This is a genomic window from Paenibacillus aurantiacus (genome assembly GCF_042431225.1).
Classification (GTDB): domain Bacteria; phylum Bacillota; class Bacilli; order Paenibacillales; family Paenibacillaceae; genus Paenibacillus_Z; species Paenibacillus_Z aurantiacus.
In genome coordinates, this window is the sequence record NZ_JBHMDO010000010.1 from 105,492 (window position 1) to 121,356 (window position 15,865).

The 15,865-nt window shown below is 52.5% G+C and carries 17 protein-coding genes and 2 tRNA genes; 7 read left to right on the forward strand and 12 right to left on the reverse strand.

Annotation, left to right across the window (positions count from 1 at the left end; all coding sequences use genetic code 11):
• Positions 1-63: 63 nt before the first annotated feature.
• From ACFFSY_RS05445 to ACFFSY_RS05455, 3 genes are all read right to left on the reverse strand, one after another.
• The gene (locus ACFFSY_RS05445; protein ID WP_377491054.1) at positions 64-3,072 is read right to left on the reverse strand and encodes an efflux RND transporter permease subunit; all 3,009 of its coding nucleotides are present in this window, start codon (positions 3,070-3,072) and stop codon (positions 64-66) included.
• Between the two features lie 262 nt (positions 3,073-3,334).
• Positions 3,335-4,522 carry an MFS transporter gene (locus ACFFSY_RS05450; RefSeq protein ID WP_377491057.1) on the reverse strand — a complete coding sequence of 396 codons (1,188 nt, stop codon included), beginning with the start codon at positions 4,520-4,522 and terminating at the stop codon, positions 3,335-3,337.
• Positions 4,523-4,540: 18 nt separating this feature from the next.
• Entirely contained in the window at positions 4,541-5,800 is a 1,260-nt protein-coding gene (locus tag ACFFSY_RS05455; protein WP_377491060.1) for an MFS transporter, read from the reverse strand.
• A gap of 219 nt (positions 5,801-6,019) precedes the next feature.
• Between ACFFSY_RS05455 and ACFFSY_RS05460 the strand changes: the two genes are divergently transcribed.
• Positions 6,020-7,489 (forward strand): aminotransferase class I/II-fold pyridoxal phosphate-dependent enzyme, encoded by a 1,470-nt coding sequence (locus tag ACFFSY_RS05460; protein ID WP_377491063.1) that lies wholly within the window; start codon positions 6,020-6,022, stop codon positions 7,487-7,489.
• 130 nt (positions 7,490-7,619) lie between these two features.
• The gene (locus tag ACFFSY_RS05465) at positions 7,620-8,048 is read left to right on the forward strand and encodes a DUF1885 family protein (protein WP_377491066.1); all 429 of its coding nucleotides are present in this window, start codon (positions 7,620-7,622) and stop codon (positions 8,046-8,048) included.
• 96 nt (positions 8,049-8,144) lie between these two features.
• On the opposite strand, the gene ACFFSY_RS05470 is transcribed toward ACFFSY_RS05465, so the two are convergent.
• The 3 genes from ACFFSY_RS05470 to ACFFSY_RS05480 form a co-directional block, all read right to left on the reverse strand.
• Positions 8,145-8,453, reverse strand: a complete 309-nt coding sequence (locus ACFFSY_RS05470; protein ID WP_377491069.1) for a DUF1292 domain-containing protein — start codon at positions 8,451-8,453, stop codon at positions 8,145-8,147.
• A 116-nt stretch (positions 8,454-8,569) separates the two neighbouring features.
• Positions 8,570-9,133: a stalk domain-containing protein gene (locus tag ACFFSY_RS05475; RefSeq protein ID WP_377491072.1), complete on the reverse strand. Its 564-nt coding sequence runs from the start codon at positions 9,131-9,133 to the stop codon at positions 8,570-8,572.
• Positions 9,134-9,330: 197 nt separating this feature from the next.
• Positions 9,331-9,543 carry a hypothetical protein gene (locus ACFFSY_RS05480; protein ID WP_377491075.1) on the reverse strand — a complete coding sequence of 71 codons (213 nt, stop codon included), beginning with the start codon at positions 9,541-9,543 and terminating at the stop codon, positions 9,331-9,333.
• A gap of 186 nt (positions 9,544-9,729) precedes the next feature.
• On the opposite strand from ACFFSY_RS05480, the gene ACFFSY_RS05485 reads away from it, so the two are divergent.
• The gene (locus ACFFSY_RS05485; RefSeq protein ID WP_377491078.1) at positions 9,730-10,455 is read left to right on the forward strand and encodes an MBL fold metallo-hydrolase; all 726 of its coding nucleotides are present in this window, start codon (positions 9,730-9,732) and stop codon (positions 10,453-10,455) included.
• Between the two features lie 73 nt (positions 10,456-10,528).
• Here the strand turns inward: ACFFSY_RS05485 and ACFFSY_RS05490 are convergent, their stop codons facing one another.
• Positions 10,529-10,810, reverse strand: a complete 282-nt coding sequence (locus ACFFSY_RS05490; RefSeq protein ID WP_377491081.1) for a DUF3892 domain-containing protein — start codon at positions 10,808-10,810, stop codon at positions 10,529-10,531.
• 787 nt (positions 10,811-11,597) lie between these two features.
• Between ACFFSY_RS05490 and ACFFSY_RS05495 the strand changes: the two genes are divergently transcribed.
• From ACFFSY_RS05495 to ACFFSY_RS05505, 3 genes are all read left to right on the forward strand, one after another.
• Entirely contained in the window at positions 11,598-11,792 is a 195-nt protein-coding gene (locus tag ACFFSY_RS05495) for a DUF2524 domain-containing protein (protein WP_377491084.1), read from the forward strand.
• A 162-nt stretch (positions 11,793-11,954) separates the two neighbouring features.
• Positions 11,955-12,030, forward strand: a tRNA-Val gene (locus tag ACFFSY_RS05500).
• Positions 12,031-12,035: 5 nt separating this feature from the next.
• A tRNA-Val gene (locus tag ACFFSY_RS05505) sits at positions 12,036-12,108 on the forward strand.
• 40 nt (positions 12,109-12,148) lie between these two features.
• Here the strand turns inward: ACFFSY_RS05505 and ACFFSY_RS05510 are convergent.
• From ACFFSY_RS05510 to ACFFSY_RS05530, 5 genes are all read right to left on the reverse strand, one after another.
• On the reverse strand, positions 12,149-12,460 hold the full coding sequence (locus tag ACFFSY_RS05510; protein WP_377491087.1) for a hypothetical protein: 312 nt from the start codon (positions 12,458-12,460) through the stop codon (positions 12,149-12,151).
• Between the two features lie 130 nt (positions 12,461-12,590).
• Positions 12,591-12,989, reverse strand: a complete 399-nt coding sequence (locus ACFFSY_RS05515) for a LytTR family transcriptional regulator DNA-binding domain-containing protein (protein ID WP_377491090.1) — start codon at positions 12,987-12,989, stop codon at positions 12,591-12,593.
• Between the two features lie 24 nt (positions 12,990-13,013).
• Complete coding sequence (locus ACFFSY_RS05520) at positions 13,014-13,142, reverse strand: cyclic lactone autoinducer peptide (protein WP_377491093.1); 129 nt, start codon at positions 13,140-13,142, stop codon at positions 13,014-13,016.
• On the reverse strand, positions 13,143-13,655 hold the full coding sequence (locus ACFFSY_RS05525; protein WP_377491096.1) for an accessory gene regulator ArgB-like protein: 513 nt from the start codon (positions 13,653-13,655) through the stop codon (positions 13,143-13,145). It lies immediately after the preceding gene.
• The gene (locus ACFFSY_RS05530) at positions 13,652-14,275 is read right to left on the reverse strand and encodes a hypothetical protein (RefSeq protein ID WP_377491099.1); all 624 of its coding nucleotides are present in this window, start codon (positions 14,273-14,275) and stop codon (positions 13,652-13,654) included. Before ACFFSY_RS05530 ends, ACFFSY_RS05525 begins: the two co-directional genes overlap by 4 nt.
• A gap of 559 nt (positions 14,276-14,834) precedes the next feature.
• On the opposite strand from ACFFSY_RS05530, the gene ACFFSY_RS05535 reads away from it, so the two are divergent.
• The gene (locus ACFFSY_RS05535; RefSeq protein ID WP_377491102.1) at positions 14,835-15,794 is read left to right on the forward strand and encodes an S-layer homology domain-containing protein; all 960 of its coding nucleotides are present in this window, start codon (positions 14,835-14,837) and stop codon (positions 15,792-15,794) included.
• The last annotated feature ends 71 nt before the right edge of the window (positions 15,795-15,865 follow it).

Genomic DNA, 15,865 nt, shown 5'->3' on the forward strand with positions numbered 1-15,865 from the left:
CCCAAGAGGGACGGTGCTCTTTTTTTGTCCTATCGTTCACGCATACCATGCGAAATCGCTCAATTATGCGGCATGCTCGATACGTCCGGCCGCGCGGCGTTCTTTTCTCGACTTCCGGAAGAAGAACAGTTCGTAGATCACCGGCACGATGACGAGCGTGAGGACCGTTGCGGCCGTCAAGCCGCCGATAACGACGATCGCCAAGCTTTGGGACACGATGCTTCCGCTTTCGGCCGAACCGAATACGAGCGGCAGCATGGCGCAAATCGTCGCGACGGCCGTCATGAGAATCGGGCGCATCCGCGTGGAAGCCGCTTCGACAAGCGCATCGCGCACCGTCATCGTCTCCTCGTTCTGCTTCACCCGATCGATCAGCACGATCGCGTTGGTGACGACGATACCGACCAGCATGAGGGCGCCGAACGCCGCCGTGAAGTCCGGCGAGATACCGGAGACGAGCAGCCCGACGATGGCGCCAATTGCCGCCAGCGGCAGCGAGAACATGATTGCGAGCGGCGCCCGCAGCGTGCGGAACGTAATGACCATGATCAGGTACACGATTCCGATCGAGATGAGCGCGGTCATGCCGAGATCCGCGAAGTCGCTCGCTTGCTGGGCGGACGCCCCGCCGATAACGAATTCCACGCCTTCCGGCGCTTTGAGCGCATCCACCTTCTTCGTGATTTCCGCCCCGGCCACCGACAGCTGGCTCGGCTCGACGTCCGCGGTCACTCGAATGTAGAGCTTGCCGTCTTTGTGGTAGAAGGTCGTCGCCTCTTCCGCTTGGGTCAATTTTGCAACCGTAGATACCGGAACCGGCCCGCTGTCCGCCATGACCGTCAGGCCATTCAAATCGGCTACCGTTGCCGGGTTAACCGAAGGCTGCAGGATGACTGGGGTTTGGCGGCCTTCGAAGGCAATCGACCCGACAGGGATCGGATTGAGCATCGCCTGAAGCTGAGCTGCGATTTCGCCGCCCTTTGCTTTGACCGGATCCAACTCGAACGTATAGACCGATTTCTTCTCCTCCTGGTTCGACTTGATTTTTAGGACATCCTTCACCGGCTTAATGGCGGCCATGACCTGCTCGGCCCCGTCCTCCAACGCGTTCGGGTCGTCGCCGATAATATCGATCGTTACGCTCGAGGAACTGCCGCCCCCCATCATGCTGCCTGCCGACGCGTTCAGCTCCGCGCCAGCGTAGTTCGAACGCTCCGCTTTGACGGCGTCGATTACCTTCTCGGCGTCTGCGCCTTCTTTGATGTGCACCATATACGTCACGAGCGTTAAGGAGGAAACTTCGCCGTACTTGGCATTATCCGCGCTGTTCCCGTTCATCATCATGACCCAATCCACTTCGCTGCGATCGTTGAGAAGCGTCTCGAGCTTCCGCCCATTCTCCAGCACCTGCGCGTGCGGCGTCTTCGACGGATACTCCAGCGTGACGTTTACTCTCTCCGCGCTGGACGAATCCAATGCCGCTTTCGGCATGACGACATATGCGCCAAGCGAGCCGACGAGCAGAAGACCCGCGATAATTAACGGCACCCACTTATGCTTCAGATTCCAAGTCAGGAAACGGGCGAACCGCTTCGACCCTTCATGCTCCACCATCCGCGTGCCGCGGAGGAATACGGCGCTCAGCAGCGGGACGACGGTCAGCGCGACGAGCAGCGAAGCCAGAAGCGAATACGTGACCGTCAGCGCGAACGGAAGCAGGAACGCCTGCAGCGAACCGCTAAGCAATCCGAGCGGCAGGAATACCGCGACCGTAACGAGCGTGGAGGACGTTATCGCCGACGCGACTTCCTTAGTCGCATCGATGATCAGCTGTGGCGAGAACGACTCCTTCTGCAGACGTCTGTAAATGTTCTCGATAACGACGATGCTATCGTCAACCAAACGTCCAACCGCTACCGCTACGCCGCCAAGCGTAATAATGTTCAGCGTTACGCCCGAAGCGTGCAGCAGATAAAGCGTTATGCCGAGCGATAGCGGGATCGACACGATCGTGACCAGCGTTGCGCGAATGTTGCGCATGAACAGCAGGATGACGATCGTCGCGAACAGCGCGCCCATCAAGACTTCCCGCATCATGGAGTTGACGGAATGCACGACCTGCTCCGCCGTGCTCAGCAGCACCTTGGCTTCGACGCCCTTCATCTCCTTGTTGATCTTGTCCGCCAGCGCTTCCGCATCCTCGCCTACCGTTACCGCGTTGGCATTCGCCGTCTTGGAGATCGTCAGCATCATGACGTCCTTGCCTCCCAAGCTGCTGATGCTCTCCTGCTGCTCGCTCAGCTTGACTTCGGCTACGTCGGCAAGCGCAACGCCCGGCGCGACCGGCAGCTTGCGAAGCGTCTCCAAATCGGCAATATCGGCGCTAACATTCAGATTGCTCGATACGCCGGCAATATCCTTCTCCCCGACGGCCGCTTGCGACGAACGGTTCTGCAGCACGCCCATTAGCGCTTGAACCGGAATGCCCTTCGCGGCCAGCTTCTTCGTGTCCGGTGCGATCGATATGGCAGGCTGCGATCTGCCGCTCAAGCTGACTTCGCCCGCGCCATCGATTTTTTTGAACTCGTTAACGATGTTCTTCTCGGCTTGTTCGCGATCCGCCTTGCTCATGTTGGCATCGAACGCGAACGTCACCCAGGAGATCGGAATCATCGAGGTATTGAATTGTACGACATATGGCGCGGATACGTTCTCCGGCAGCTGGACGGCCGCCGCCGCGCGCTCGATCTCCGCCTTTGCCTCCTTCATATTCGTGTCGGAATCGAAATTCAGGTTGATTTGCGAGAAACCGTTCCCTGTCGTGGACTCCATCGACGTCTTGCCTTTCGTAAACTGAAGCGCGTCCTCCAGCTTAGCGGTGACCTGAGATTCCATCGATTTCGCGTCATACCCTTGGCCAATTACCGCTACCGTCACCTGCGGATTATCCGCTTCCGGCAGAAATTCCATCGGCAGACGGAAATAGCTGACCACGCCCATGATCAGCGCCATCAGCACGACGATGATCATCGCCGCCTTGTTCTTGAACGCCCACTTCGTAATTGCTTGCATGCCCCTCTCGGCTCCCTTCAACATCGTTCTACTCGGAGAACTTCTTGCTAAAGCTTACCGTTTTCGGTTGCCGCTCAAAAACGTCTGTAGACTAATCTTTACCCCCGTCTCGGGACGGAGACTTGCTCAGGCTGCAGGTGGAATCCGCCCATGCAAAAAACCGTTATTCTGCCTGCCCATTAATGGGAAGCGGAATAACGGCTGAAGATGACCTCGTGCAATGAAGTTCGTTGAATGCGCACCGTGCCTCGGTCGCGGACGCCTATGAAGCGGCCGTCGTCTTGGACCTCGCCGAGGATCGGTCCAGCATGCGGAAGCGCATGAGCAGCAGAAGCGCTGCCAACGATAACAGCCCGCCGATCAGAAACGGCAGCTGCAGGTCCAGCTTGAACAAGAACGTGCCAAGCAGCGGGCCGACGATCCGGCCGAGCGAGTCCATCGAGGAACTCAGACCCGACGCGGCGCCCGTCCCGACAGTCGTCTTCTGCGTGATCAGCGACGTGACGCACGGGCGGATCAGCGCGTTACCGATGCCGAATATCGCCAAATAAAGCGTAGCGGTCCACAAGCTGTGCGCGGTAATGAGCAGCAGGAACCCGACGGCCGATATAATCAGACCGATCGCAATATACTTGGGCTCGTCCCCTTTGCGGATCATCCGTCTGACGACCCCGCCCTGCACAAGCGCGCCGACCAAACCGCAGACGAGGAACATGATCCCGACATCGAGCGGCTTCACGTCGAAGCGTTGAATACCGAACAACTGAAGCGTCGACTCCAGACCTGCAAGGGAGAACGAGACGAACAGCGCCAGCACGTATAAATATTTGACCGAGCCGGTGAACGCGGTCCAACGGGACGCTTTGCGCTCGGGAGCGGTCCGATTCTCCGGCGGATGCGACTCCGGCAGCTGCGTTACGGCCAGCAGGAACGTCACAAGCGCCAGCGCCGATGCGGCGTAGAACGGCGTATTATTGGACACCAGACTAAGCAGGCCGCCGAAACCCGGACCGATCGTGAAGCCAAGGCCGATCGACATGCCGACAAGCCCCATCCCCTTCGTCCGTTGATCAGGCGGCGTAATATCCGCTACATAAGCGACGATGACCGATGTCACCGCGCCAGAGAACAAACCTCCCACTACGCGCGAGACGTACATGAGCACCAAATTGCCGTCGGCAATACCGAAGACGAGGAAACTTGCGGCAAAACCAAGCACCCCGACAAGAATAACAGGACGCCGTCCGATCCGGTCGGACAACCCGCCCCACAGCGGCGAAAGCAAGAACGAAATCGCCGAATAAATCGATAGCATCCATCCGGTATGCAGCTCGTAGGCATCCGGACTCGAGGCCTTGATCAGCTCTGGCAGCACCGGGATAATGATGCCGAACCCGATAAAGGTCGTCATCAGCATGAGCATGACGATACCAAGTCGTTTATCCTTCATATCCATTCCTCCACCCCGCTATCGTACCACAACCGCCGGGCGCTTGGTTATGAACAAATGAAGAACAAACAGGACCAGCATAACGGAGCCGCTGACCAGGAAAGGCGCATGCGGGCCGAACGTATCGAACAGACTGCCAGACAAAATGCTGCCCGCGACCACGCCCAGACCTTCGATTGTAAGGAAGAACCCCCATACCGCGCCCCGCTCTGATTTCGGAATCGCATCGGCGATCAAGGCGTTCCACGCCGGAATAATCATCGCATAGCCAAGTCCGACGACTGCCACGATGGCCAGGACCAGAGGAAGCGAACGCGTGAAGCCGAGCATGGGCAGCGAGATGGCAGACAGAATGAAACCAACATGGAGAAACCATTTGGTCCCAACCTTATCGACCCACTTGCCTACCGGAATGAGCCCTACCACCGTGACGGCGCCTCCTGCGACTAGATACATACTGTATTGCTGGGGCGTCAGATGAAGCACCGTGCGGGCATACAGCGTGAGCACAGGCGTTAGCAGCCCGAGCGCGAAATTCTGAATGAACATGGCCGGGTAGAGCAGCCAACTGGCATGCATCGAGCTTCGGACCTGAGCGAAGTAGCGCCTCACTCGTTCCGCAAGCGGCGCTTTCCGCTCCGCGCCCGCATGATGGATCACTGGCTCTGCCGTGCCCTCGATCTCGCGGGACTTCGAACGACCCGGCAGCAGCAGCGCGACGAACACGACGACGACCATCATGCCGATCAGGAGACGGAACGCAGGCGCGAACGAATGCAGGATAAAAAAGTTGATGACGACCGGACCGATCCCGACGCCCGTTAACCAGGCCATATACACGACGCTCATGATCGAGCCGCTAGCTTCGTTGCCCGCGACCGCCGTAGCTCCCGTAATGACGCAGGGCCATAGCGGCGAGGTGCCGATGCCAAGCAGGAGGCAGGCCAACACGATCCAACCTACGCCTTCGGTGAGCGATACGATCGCCACGGATGCGAACGTCAGTATAACTCCGAACAACATAACCATCCTATAGCCTAGACGGTCGATAATCCATCCGAGGGGGCTGCGAAACGCGTTATCGCCTATATATTGAAGCGCAAGCGCCCAACCAATGGCATACGCCGAGAACCCGAGCACCGTCCCCATGTAGACGGGCAATATGGACACCATAAGCGCACCTTTCACGAATTCAACCAAAAACATGATAATGAGTAGCTGTAGGACAAACGGCGAAGACAGCACCTTTTTGCCTGCCCAGCCGGCAGAGATTTTCATATGGACTCCCCTTTCGGTACAATCGGAAAGAACGCGGACGCCTTAAGGCCGGCTCCCTCCGGAAACAACGGAAAAGCCGCGCCGCTGCTAACGCTTCACGGATTCCTGTTCACCATCAGTTTCAACAAAAAAGTTACTTGCAATCCCCCCTGATTTTGCTATACTCAAGCTTGTTTGCGAGTTAGACGATAATTTGACGAAAGGCTGGGATGAAGCGAAATGGATCATACCCGGACCCCGCTGTTCAGCGCACTGCGCGAGCATGCGGCACAGAACCCCGTGCAATTCCATATTCCCGGACATAAGAAAGGCTTGGGCAGCGACCCTGAATTCCGGGCGTTTATCGGCGATAACGCACTGTCGATAGATTTGATTAACATCGCGCCACTCGACGACCTGCATCAACCGACAGGCGTTATCGAAGAAGCGCAGCAATTGGCAGCCGATGCTTTCGGAGCCGATTATACCCTTTTTTCCGTTCAAGGAACAAGCGGCGCGATCATGACGATGATCATGTCGGTCTGCTCGCCGGGCGACAAAATCATCGTGCCGCGCAATGTGCATAAATCGATTATGTCGGCAATCATCTTCGCCGGCGCAAGACCCGTCTTCATCTCGCCGGCGCGCGATGCCAATCTGGGCATCGACCACGGCATTACGACCCGCTCCGTCAAACGCGCGCTGGAGAAGCATCCCGACGCCAAGGCCGTATTGGTTATTAACCCGACCTACTTCGGCATATGCGCGAACCTGAAAGAAATCGTTGATCTGGTTCACAGCTACGACATTCCCGTCCTGGTCGACGAAGCGCACGGCGTGCTGATCCACTTCCATGAGGACCTGCCGATGTCGGCTATGCAAGCCGGTGCGGATATGGCCGCCACCAGCGTGCACAAGCTCGGCGGCTCCATGACGCAGAGCTCCGTGCTGAACGTTCGCAAAGGCCGGGTCAATCAACATCGCGTGCAGACGATCATCAGTATGCTGACGACGACGTCGACCTCTTATATCCTGCTTGCCTCGCTTGATACGTCCCGCCGCCATCTGGCGTTGAACGGACATGCCATCGCAAGCAACGCGATCGAGCTGGCGCAGGCCGCGCGCGCGCAGATTAACGAGATTCCGGGCCTCTACAGCCCAGGCAAAGAAATTCTCGGCGGCGAAGCGACGTTTGATCTCGATCCGACGAAGGTGATCGTCCATGTACGCCATCTGGGCATTACCGGCTACGAATGCGAGAACTGGCTGCGGGACAACTTCAATCTCGAAGTCGAATTGAGCGATATGTACAACATTCTCGCCCTCGTTACGCCCGGAGATACGCAGGATTCCGTGGATACGTTGGTCACCGCGCTCCGTGCGATGGCGGAAGCCCACAATGGACGCAACGAAGTGAAGGAGCTCGTGGTCAAGATTCCGGAAATTCCGCAGCTCTCCCTCACCCCGCGTGACGCGTTCTACGGCGATACGGAGGTCGTAGCGTTCAAGGAATCCGCCGGCCGGATTATTGCCGAGTTCATCTATGTCTACCCGCCGGGCATCCCGATTCTGCTGCCAGGCGAGGTCATCTCGCAAGAGAACATCGATTACATCGTCGATCACGTCGAAGTCGGCCTGCCGGTCAAAGGTCCGGAAGACCGCAGCATCCAGTACGTCAAAGTCATCGTCGAAGAAGAAGCGATTTTCTAAGCCGCCATTACGACAAGTATGCGCCGGTTCGTACAGCCGGGAGCTTCGTGCTCCCGGCTTTTTGACGTACCTGTTCCATATTGTATCCTTCCGGATTGGCATGCTAAGATGGGGGAGGGGTGAGGTTGGAATGAGTCAAAGCGCTTACATAACCTTGGTGAACGGCTCCGTGACGAATCAACTGACGCTTGTGGAAGTGAAGGAACGGCTTCAGACGTATCGCGAACAGCTCGCGTTGACCGGCCGTCAATTAGGCTGGCCCTACGCAGAAGCGGCATTCCCGTACAGCATCGAGACCAAACCCGGCGAGGAAGACCGCTGGTTTTATTTGAAAGGCCAAGACCCGCTTTACCGGTATATCTTATTCGGCGTTGGCACCCGACATGGCGAAGACGCAACCGCATCCGGCGCGCATTACATCCAGATTACGTTGCCCGACGACGCCACGCACGGCGATAAAGCCAAGGGCAATGAGCTTTGCAAGCATCTGGCCAAGAGTCTAAAGGCTGAGCTGCGTCTCTTTAATGGACGAACGATCTATTATAATCCGCGCAAATAAACATGCCTTCACGCGTTCGTGAATGCATCTGCCGCAGCCAAACCAACGCAAAACACCGGAACCTCAAGGTCCCGGTGTTTGCTGTTGTATCGCTTATTAAGCCTGTCCGTTCTCGCGCGCCGCGATTTCGTCGTAGATGCGCGTAACGCGATCCCACTCCGCATCGTCTTCGATCCCTACGAGGAAGGCTTCGTCATTCTCTTCTTCAATACGGAAAATAACGCCGTCAGCCTCCGGATCATTGCGGTCAATCAGGACAGCATATGCTTGCTCTTCCGATTCAAACGTGTAGACCATAACCATCTCACGCTCGGTTCCTTCTTCGTCGGTTACAACGAAGACATGCTCCTCATGCTCGTGGTCTTCGCCACATCCGCAATTGTCGTCATGTTGATGCTCGCTCATGGTATACCCTCATTTCAAAGTCTGATTGCTTTCGTTCGTATCGTAACATGAGAGGTATTGCCCGGTCAAACAAAAGAGCCTTCGCGAAGGCTCCCGCCGAAGGCTTGAATACCGCGTTACTGCGCGGTAATGACTTTCTCCGAGACGAGCTTCCAATCGTCGCTCGCGTTCAGCTTCATATAGAAGCGCACCGCGTACTTCCCCGCTTGATCGAAATTGTACTTGACGTCCCCTGTCCGGAACCAGAAGTTGTCCTTCGAAATTTTCTCATTCTCCGATTGGATCACCTTCTCCGTGCCTCCTGGGTCGAAGATCGACACTTTCACGGCCGAGATGTCCGTCGTCAAGCTATCTACTTGGGCAAACACTTTGAATGTATACTTGTTGCCTTTGTTCACATTGCCGAATATCGTTGAGTCCTGAAAAAGGAACATATGCACATTCGGTTTAAAGATGGAAACCTTCTTCGCGCCTTCATCCCAAACGACGATCGACTGCAGCGTGTTCGCCAGCTGTCTGATGGCCAAGTACGTCTTGCCCTCCGCCATGATGCCCGCGTCGTCCAATTCCGTACCGTTGAGGATGACCCTTACCTTTTGTGCTGCCGAGTCGGCAAATATCATCGTACCGCCCCATAACGACATCACCAGCAGCAAGACGAGAAGCCTTCTGAACCTCATGATCGTAACCCTCCATCCCGTTTGTCTGGATGAAAGGTTATACTCCGGCGCGTCCCTAAAGTTGCGCTGGCGATCAAACTTTTTTATTGTAAAATACCGTAGTGGGGAGAAGAAAACACATGCTTATCAAAATGCCACGACTGCCCGTGCAGACCGCACTCGACCAGTCTTCCTATTGCCTAGCCCCTTTCCCTTGCCTATACGTAAGTGCGCGTTAGGATGCAGGGCACACCTTTGCCGACCGCCCCTGGCTGCTGCATGCTCTCCAGATAGCGCATGCCTCTGGCGCAGGGCGTTTTGCACACCTCGCACGTGCTGGACAATACAACTCTCAATACCGCTTGCTTGCGCTCATTGGCATGCTGATTTTTTTTCGCGGCTTTCGTGCCTTTTCCTTTTGCTTTGCTCATGACGCGTCGACCACCTGCCCCGGTTTCGATGAAAAGCTGATGTATTGTATGCCGCGGCGGGTGGTTGGGTACCGGAGCTAGGATATCGACACGATCATTTATTTCTCGACAATTAGCCTTTTCAATTTGCCGAGGAAATGATAAATTGGGTAATAATGCCCAACGCTCAAGGGGGAGCCATCGAAGTTGAACATCCAAATGCTCGGCACCGGATCGGCGTTTGCCAAACGCTACTATAATAACAATGCGCTTTTGTTTTCGGGTGGACAAACCGCCATGCTGGATTGCGGCATTACTGCGCCGCTGGCTCTCCATCAGCTTAGCAAGACGTTTAACGATATCGATGCGCTTGTAATCAGCCATATTCACGCCGACCATGTAGGCGGCATGGAGGAATTCGCGTTTCAACGAAAGTTCGTCTACCAACGGAGCTTACCCCTGTTCGTTCCCGCTCCACTGATCGAGCCGCTTTGGGAAACGACGTTGAAAGGCGGACTGATGCAGGAAGACCTCCGTTCTTTGGACGACTATTTCGATGTTCGCCCGCTTCAGGAAGGCGAAAGCTGTGAGATTATTCCCGGTCTCACCATTCGGCCGATTCGAACGAAACATATTGCGGGCAAGCCTAGTTATTCGTATGTTATGAACGGTTCCTTTTTCTATTCGGCCGACATGAAATTCGATGCGGAATTGCTGCATGCGCTCGTCGCGGAAGGCTGCGAAGTTATTTTTCACGATTGCCAGCTCAAGCCGCCCGGCGTCGTCCACACGACGCTTGAACAGCTGCTCAGTCTCCCGGTTGATTTGCAAGAGCGGATATGGCTGATGCATTATGACGATACGAGGCCGCATTACGAGGGAATGACAGGAGCCATGCGGTTCGTGGAACAGCACCATGTCTATTCGTTCTAGCCATGCCCCTACACGATTCTATATGAATGTCGAGAGCCCGCGCCAAAAAGGCGCGGGCTCTCTCTGCAGTCGGTTAGAACGTCGGCAAATTATCCAAATTATTAGACGGGTCGCCGTCCGCATCGCCGCGTATATACGTTTCGCCGTCGCGTCCCTTGAACGCGTTCACGCCCGCGATTCGGCCTGCCTGCACTTCCTGCAGCGCTTCGTTGTAGGCGAGCAATCTGCCGGACGAGGTCTGGAATGCGGTTAAATCGCCGTCCCCATTTTTTTGTACGGCCACGAAAGTTTCCCGATTGTCCACCGGAACCGCTCCCGCAGCCGCTTGAGGGAATGAGTTATCGTCTGCCGGCATCGCTGTCTCCTCCTTCGGCTCGCAGCTTCTTGTGCTGCCAAGCTCTCGCATGTTAGCATCCCCTCTCGGCGCTTCTCTTATCCGAGTAATTCAAGTATGATAAGAGGAACACCTCGCACGTGCGCAAGGAGATGAGAATCCGATGACGACCGTATATGTGCTGGCCATCGTCCTAGTTCTGGGCTTGACCGGCCTATTCCTTTGGGTCACCAGAAAAGCCTACTCCCGCAAATGGGAAGACGACGAATAAGTCAAAATCCGGCCCTCCTTCATGGACGCCGGATTTTTTCGTTGCAGCCAGTATAGACCAACCTGAATACAACTTTATTGCTGTATGAGCAAGCGTCCGTCTCGTTATATCGTCATCTACGTCACGGTCCATCGTGCTGAGATCTGAAATCTCGTTTCTATAGAAAAAGGAAGCCGGTAGATCATGTTATTTGCAGCTGAGAACCGCCTTATTTTCTTCGATGCTTGGTCTCTGACCTCGATACCTTTCGTCGCCAAACGAACGGTTCGTCATAAGAAAACGTGTCCTGAATGACCATCCTCGCCACGCACCAGCTAACCACCCCGACAATCCCGAACAGCGCAATAAGCCAAACTGCCAAATGGGCCGCTTCCATCGCCTTCACCAACCTGCCTCTCACCGCCGATAGTTATCTATACATATGAGGCGAGCGCGCGATTTAGTATCCGACCGGTCATTGTAGAACGTACATATTTGAACATTTTGCGACCATACTATGCGAAGAACCCATTCTTAAACAGCTGAGGAGGCTTTTTCGTGTTGGACCAATTAGAAAGCAATTATGATTGCGCGAATGCATCGAGCGATCTTCATCAACTGAAGCAGCAGCTGGATGCCCTATATGCCGCGGAGGACAGCAGCTCGACCGAGCAGCAGGAAGCGATCAACCGGCTCGAGAACCAAATTCGATTCATCGCCAACAAATGCGATATCCCAAGCGCTAAAGGCTAACAGATTGCAGCCAATGGGAGCACGGCAAACGCGACTCCAGTGACAGAACTATCTGTCGCCTGGAGTTTTTTATTTTTTTATTAAAAAGTGTTGACTTCCGCTTTCAGACTTGATATATTATTAATTGTCACTGCGGAACAAGCACAAAGAAATATACGAAATGATCTGTTAGCTCAGCTGGGAGAGCACCATCTTGACAGGGTGGGGGTCAGTGGTTCGAGCCCACTACAGATCACCATATTTGATCTGTTAGCTCAGCTGGGAGAGCACCATCTTGACAGGGTGGGGGTCAGTGGTTCGAGCCCACTACAGATCATACGTTTAGAAAACCCTTGGTAACAAGGGTTTTCTTTTTGTTATTGTTCCCTCGGCAGAAGGCCAAACCACGGCTTCTCGTTCTCGCGCTCTGCTGCCAACACACCTGCGACGATCTGCTCCATGTGCACAATATGCTGCGCGATCGTGTCCTCTTCGTCCTTGACCCGCCCTGTCGCTTCCCTTCTCCGCCACAGCATATTCGACGTATCGGCATCCAGCAGCTTCCGGGCAAGCATCCGTGCCGGATCACGCTTCGCCGCCACCAGATCATGAAGCAAATATCGATATTCAGGGATAACGCCGACGATGATCGCGTTCTCCTCCAGAGTCCAGTGGGTATTTCCAGGCATTGGCGTTACCTCCGTTTCGCTTATAGATGTATTATACGGCTTGCAGTGGGATTTGTCTTTAACACATGGCATGACCAAAAGCCGGTCCTTGGGGGACCGGCTTTCGGCGGTAAAGTACGTGCTTTAGATTTTAGGAGTAAGCAACGGCGCTGTCCCCTTCATGTCCATTCAGCAATTTGCATACAGCCTTGAAGTGTTTGTCCGACATGGTACAAAACTTGGAATTCGAACTTTTCGGCCATTCAAAATAAGCTAACCGGCTCGCTTGCTCCAAATAAACGATGCAATCAAGATTCACTACAATATTCCGGTCAACCGTACGAAAATTGTAACCGGTATTGTTCAGTACTTCTTCCCAATATTTGAGAGTCCCTGGGAGATAGCATTTTAAATCTCTAGTATGTACTATTATCGCATCGTTAAAACTATCTTTCTCAATGTACAAGATATATGTGATATCTATTGGTGGAGCAAGTCCTTTTTTTCCAGAAACGTCTAATGCGGCAGTTAGGTATTTATTACGCAGCACTTTTAACCACCCCTGGATAAGATATTACTTGAGAAGCTCATCTGGTGTTTCTGGTTGATGAACATATAACCAACTTGCTGTGTTCACAACCAACACCGCTATCCCCGCTAACACTGTTGCAAGAAAATGTAACGTTCTTCTTCTCAAACGCATTCACCCCCTCCAACGAATTAACGTTAGGGCTTGAACGAAGAATGAAGCTGTTACTACGGGGTTAAGCATCATGAAGCTGGATAATACTAGTAGTATACTCCCAATTTTAAACCATCGGAAGTACTTTGGAGAAATTCTTGTCTGTCTTTCGATAATTGAAGGCGAAAAAATAACGACCAGAAATAAAGAGATGCAATTTAATATCAAGCATTGTGTTTGATCCAATGAGGCAAAAGATAATAAAGTAATAAGTAAAGTCGAAACAATAATACATAAGACTCCTGATTTTAAGTGATACCCTCCCGAAACTTGGCGAAGTACCGCAAACGATACCAATGCTAAAAGAACCTCAATAAATCGACCATTTATTATGCCTAGTATCATTGTTGATATGAGAATACTTGCAGTATTAATAATTAGCTGTATCGAATAGGACAAGACTGCCTCGCTAGCGGGATGTTCGGACTTATCCTTCAATACTTTAGCCATCTTCAATGAAATGTTTTCGATCATTCGGACGAAGCCTCCTTCTTAATGGAATACACCAAAAAGATAATAAGCGCTACGACGAATCCGAATACATTGGCATAAATGTCTTGAAAATACATCATTGCCACCAACGCTAGAATAAAACCAATAATAATTATCGTAACGAAAAGCTGTTCACCTTTGAATCTCCACTTTTCAAAGTCAAAAGTAAAACCTAAACCTCTCTTATATAAATACCAACCTATACCGGTTCCAATGACACCAGTTAAGAATTGAAGTAAATACCCTTTAAACTGATTCGTGTTGACTTCCACAATAGTAAAATTACATATCAAGACAATTATTGTTTGCAATACAGCAAAACCCAAAAACCCAACAATAGTCATAAAAATAGATTGAATAAACGGGAGCCTCGCTATTGTTTTGAAGAATAGTAGAGTTATCACAATATTAACGATTGGAGCAATATAGGCTAAGCTCGATAACTCTTCTCTCGTGAGCAAGTTTTGCAAATTAATGATTTCAATAATGATTAACGAATGCATGAGATAATGTTTAAAGTTGTATCTGAATAAATATAGTGCCAATGCATACATTGAAACACCTTCAATAGTTGAAAACAGCATAAACCCTAAGAAATCCATAGCGCACCGTCCCTAGATTATATATCTCAGCTGTCGATTAGCAGAACGGAAAACCTACTATTGCTCTTACTTCCGCTAACTACTATTACTATTTTGCCTTCTATCATCGTCTCTTCAATCCAGAGAGGACGGTTTCTCGTTTCAGCAAATTCAATGCAGCTATTTTTTACCTCCAATGCTGGAGTTTCTTTGTTCCCAAGTTATTGCACAGCTTTTGATATATGTTACGAGCTCCTGTATGAAATGACTGATGCTCCCCCGAATTCCTCAGCGATTCCCACATACCTATAAAGCTTCAAATTATCACCTACCAATTACCTATAGCTGCTATTCCTAATATACGATAACGACGTGTATACATCAATAAGTTGTAAAGCCTGACTATAAATAACCCTATCTTTTCAGGAGGGGATTCACAGAACATGTCGAATAATCACGTTTTTTTTCCAAATCTCTCCAAAGTGTACTCAATCGAAGCCATTTGCGAACAAGCAACATTTTCGACCTCAAACACGTCTAACAGTTATTAAAGAAACTCACATATGAAGAGGTGACATTCATGAGAAAATTATTATTAGCCGCAAGCATTGCCCTGCTTGCCTTCACGACCGCTCAAAGCGCCTTCGCGTTCTCCGATACGAAACAGGACCCGAACGCGGCCAAAATTGAACAGCTCCAGCAACAAGGCATCGTATCCGGAAGTAAAGACGGCAAGTTTCTTCCGAAAGAAAGTCTTACCTTTGCTGCAGGACTGACATTGATTACAAAAGGCCTAAAACTTGATTTTGGCGACAAAGTATTCATTAAAGCGCCGCAAGCGACCGATTACTTCGATACGGTCAACGATAAAGCCTGGTACGCGAACGCCTTCGTCTTGGCAGGCATCAATGACCTCGGAGTGCCACGCAACGTGAACCCGGCAGCCATCATGACCCGGGAACAATTCGCACATTATCTGTTTCGGGCGATGATCGCCAAGCAAGAATTAGCTTTTATCGAAATCTACAAGGTCATCGGCGACGAGAAGGATGTTACAGCCGGCTATATGGGTAGCATTCAAAACTTGCTCATTGCAGACATCGTCAAGCTCGACGCCAGCCAGAACTTCAACCCGAAGCTGCCAATTACGCGCAGCGAAGCAGCCGCTTGGACGCACGATGCGATCGCTTATTTGAAAGCGCATGACGAGCCAAACGAAGAAGAGAGGCCGCAGTCGCCGTTGCACGATCTTGCACTCTCGACCAAAGCCGTGAACGAACGTATTAACGCAGTGACTATAACGGCACAAGTTCCTCATCCTGGATACGGCATCCGCATCGCATCGATCACGTTCGAAGGCAGCCGGGCGATTATTCACGTCGAACCGGTTCTGCCGAAGCAGGGTCAAATGTATCCTCAGGTCATCACCGATGTTAACGTCACGACCTATGTCGACGCTGTCTACAAACCCGAACTCGCTGGTGGTTCGAGTTCCTCATCTATCGCTGGTTCAGCAAGCAGCGAAGCTGCTGCCCAATAAACCAAGCCTACGTTATCCCCGGCCAACGAAAACGACCCCTGACGTCTGTAGAGCAGACTCAGGGGTCGTTC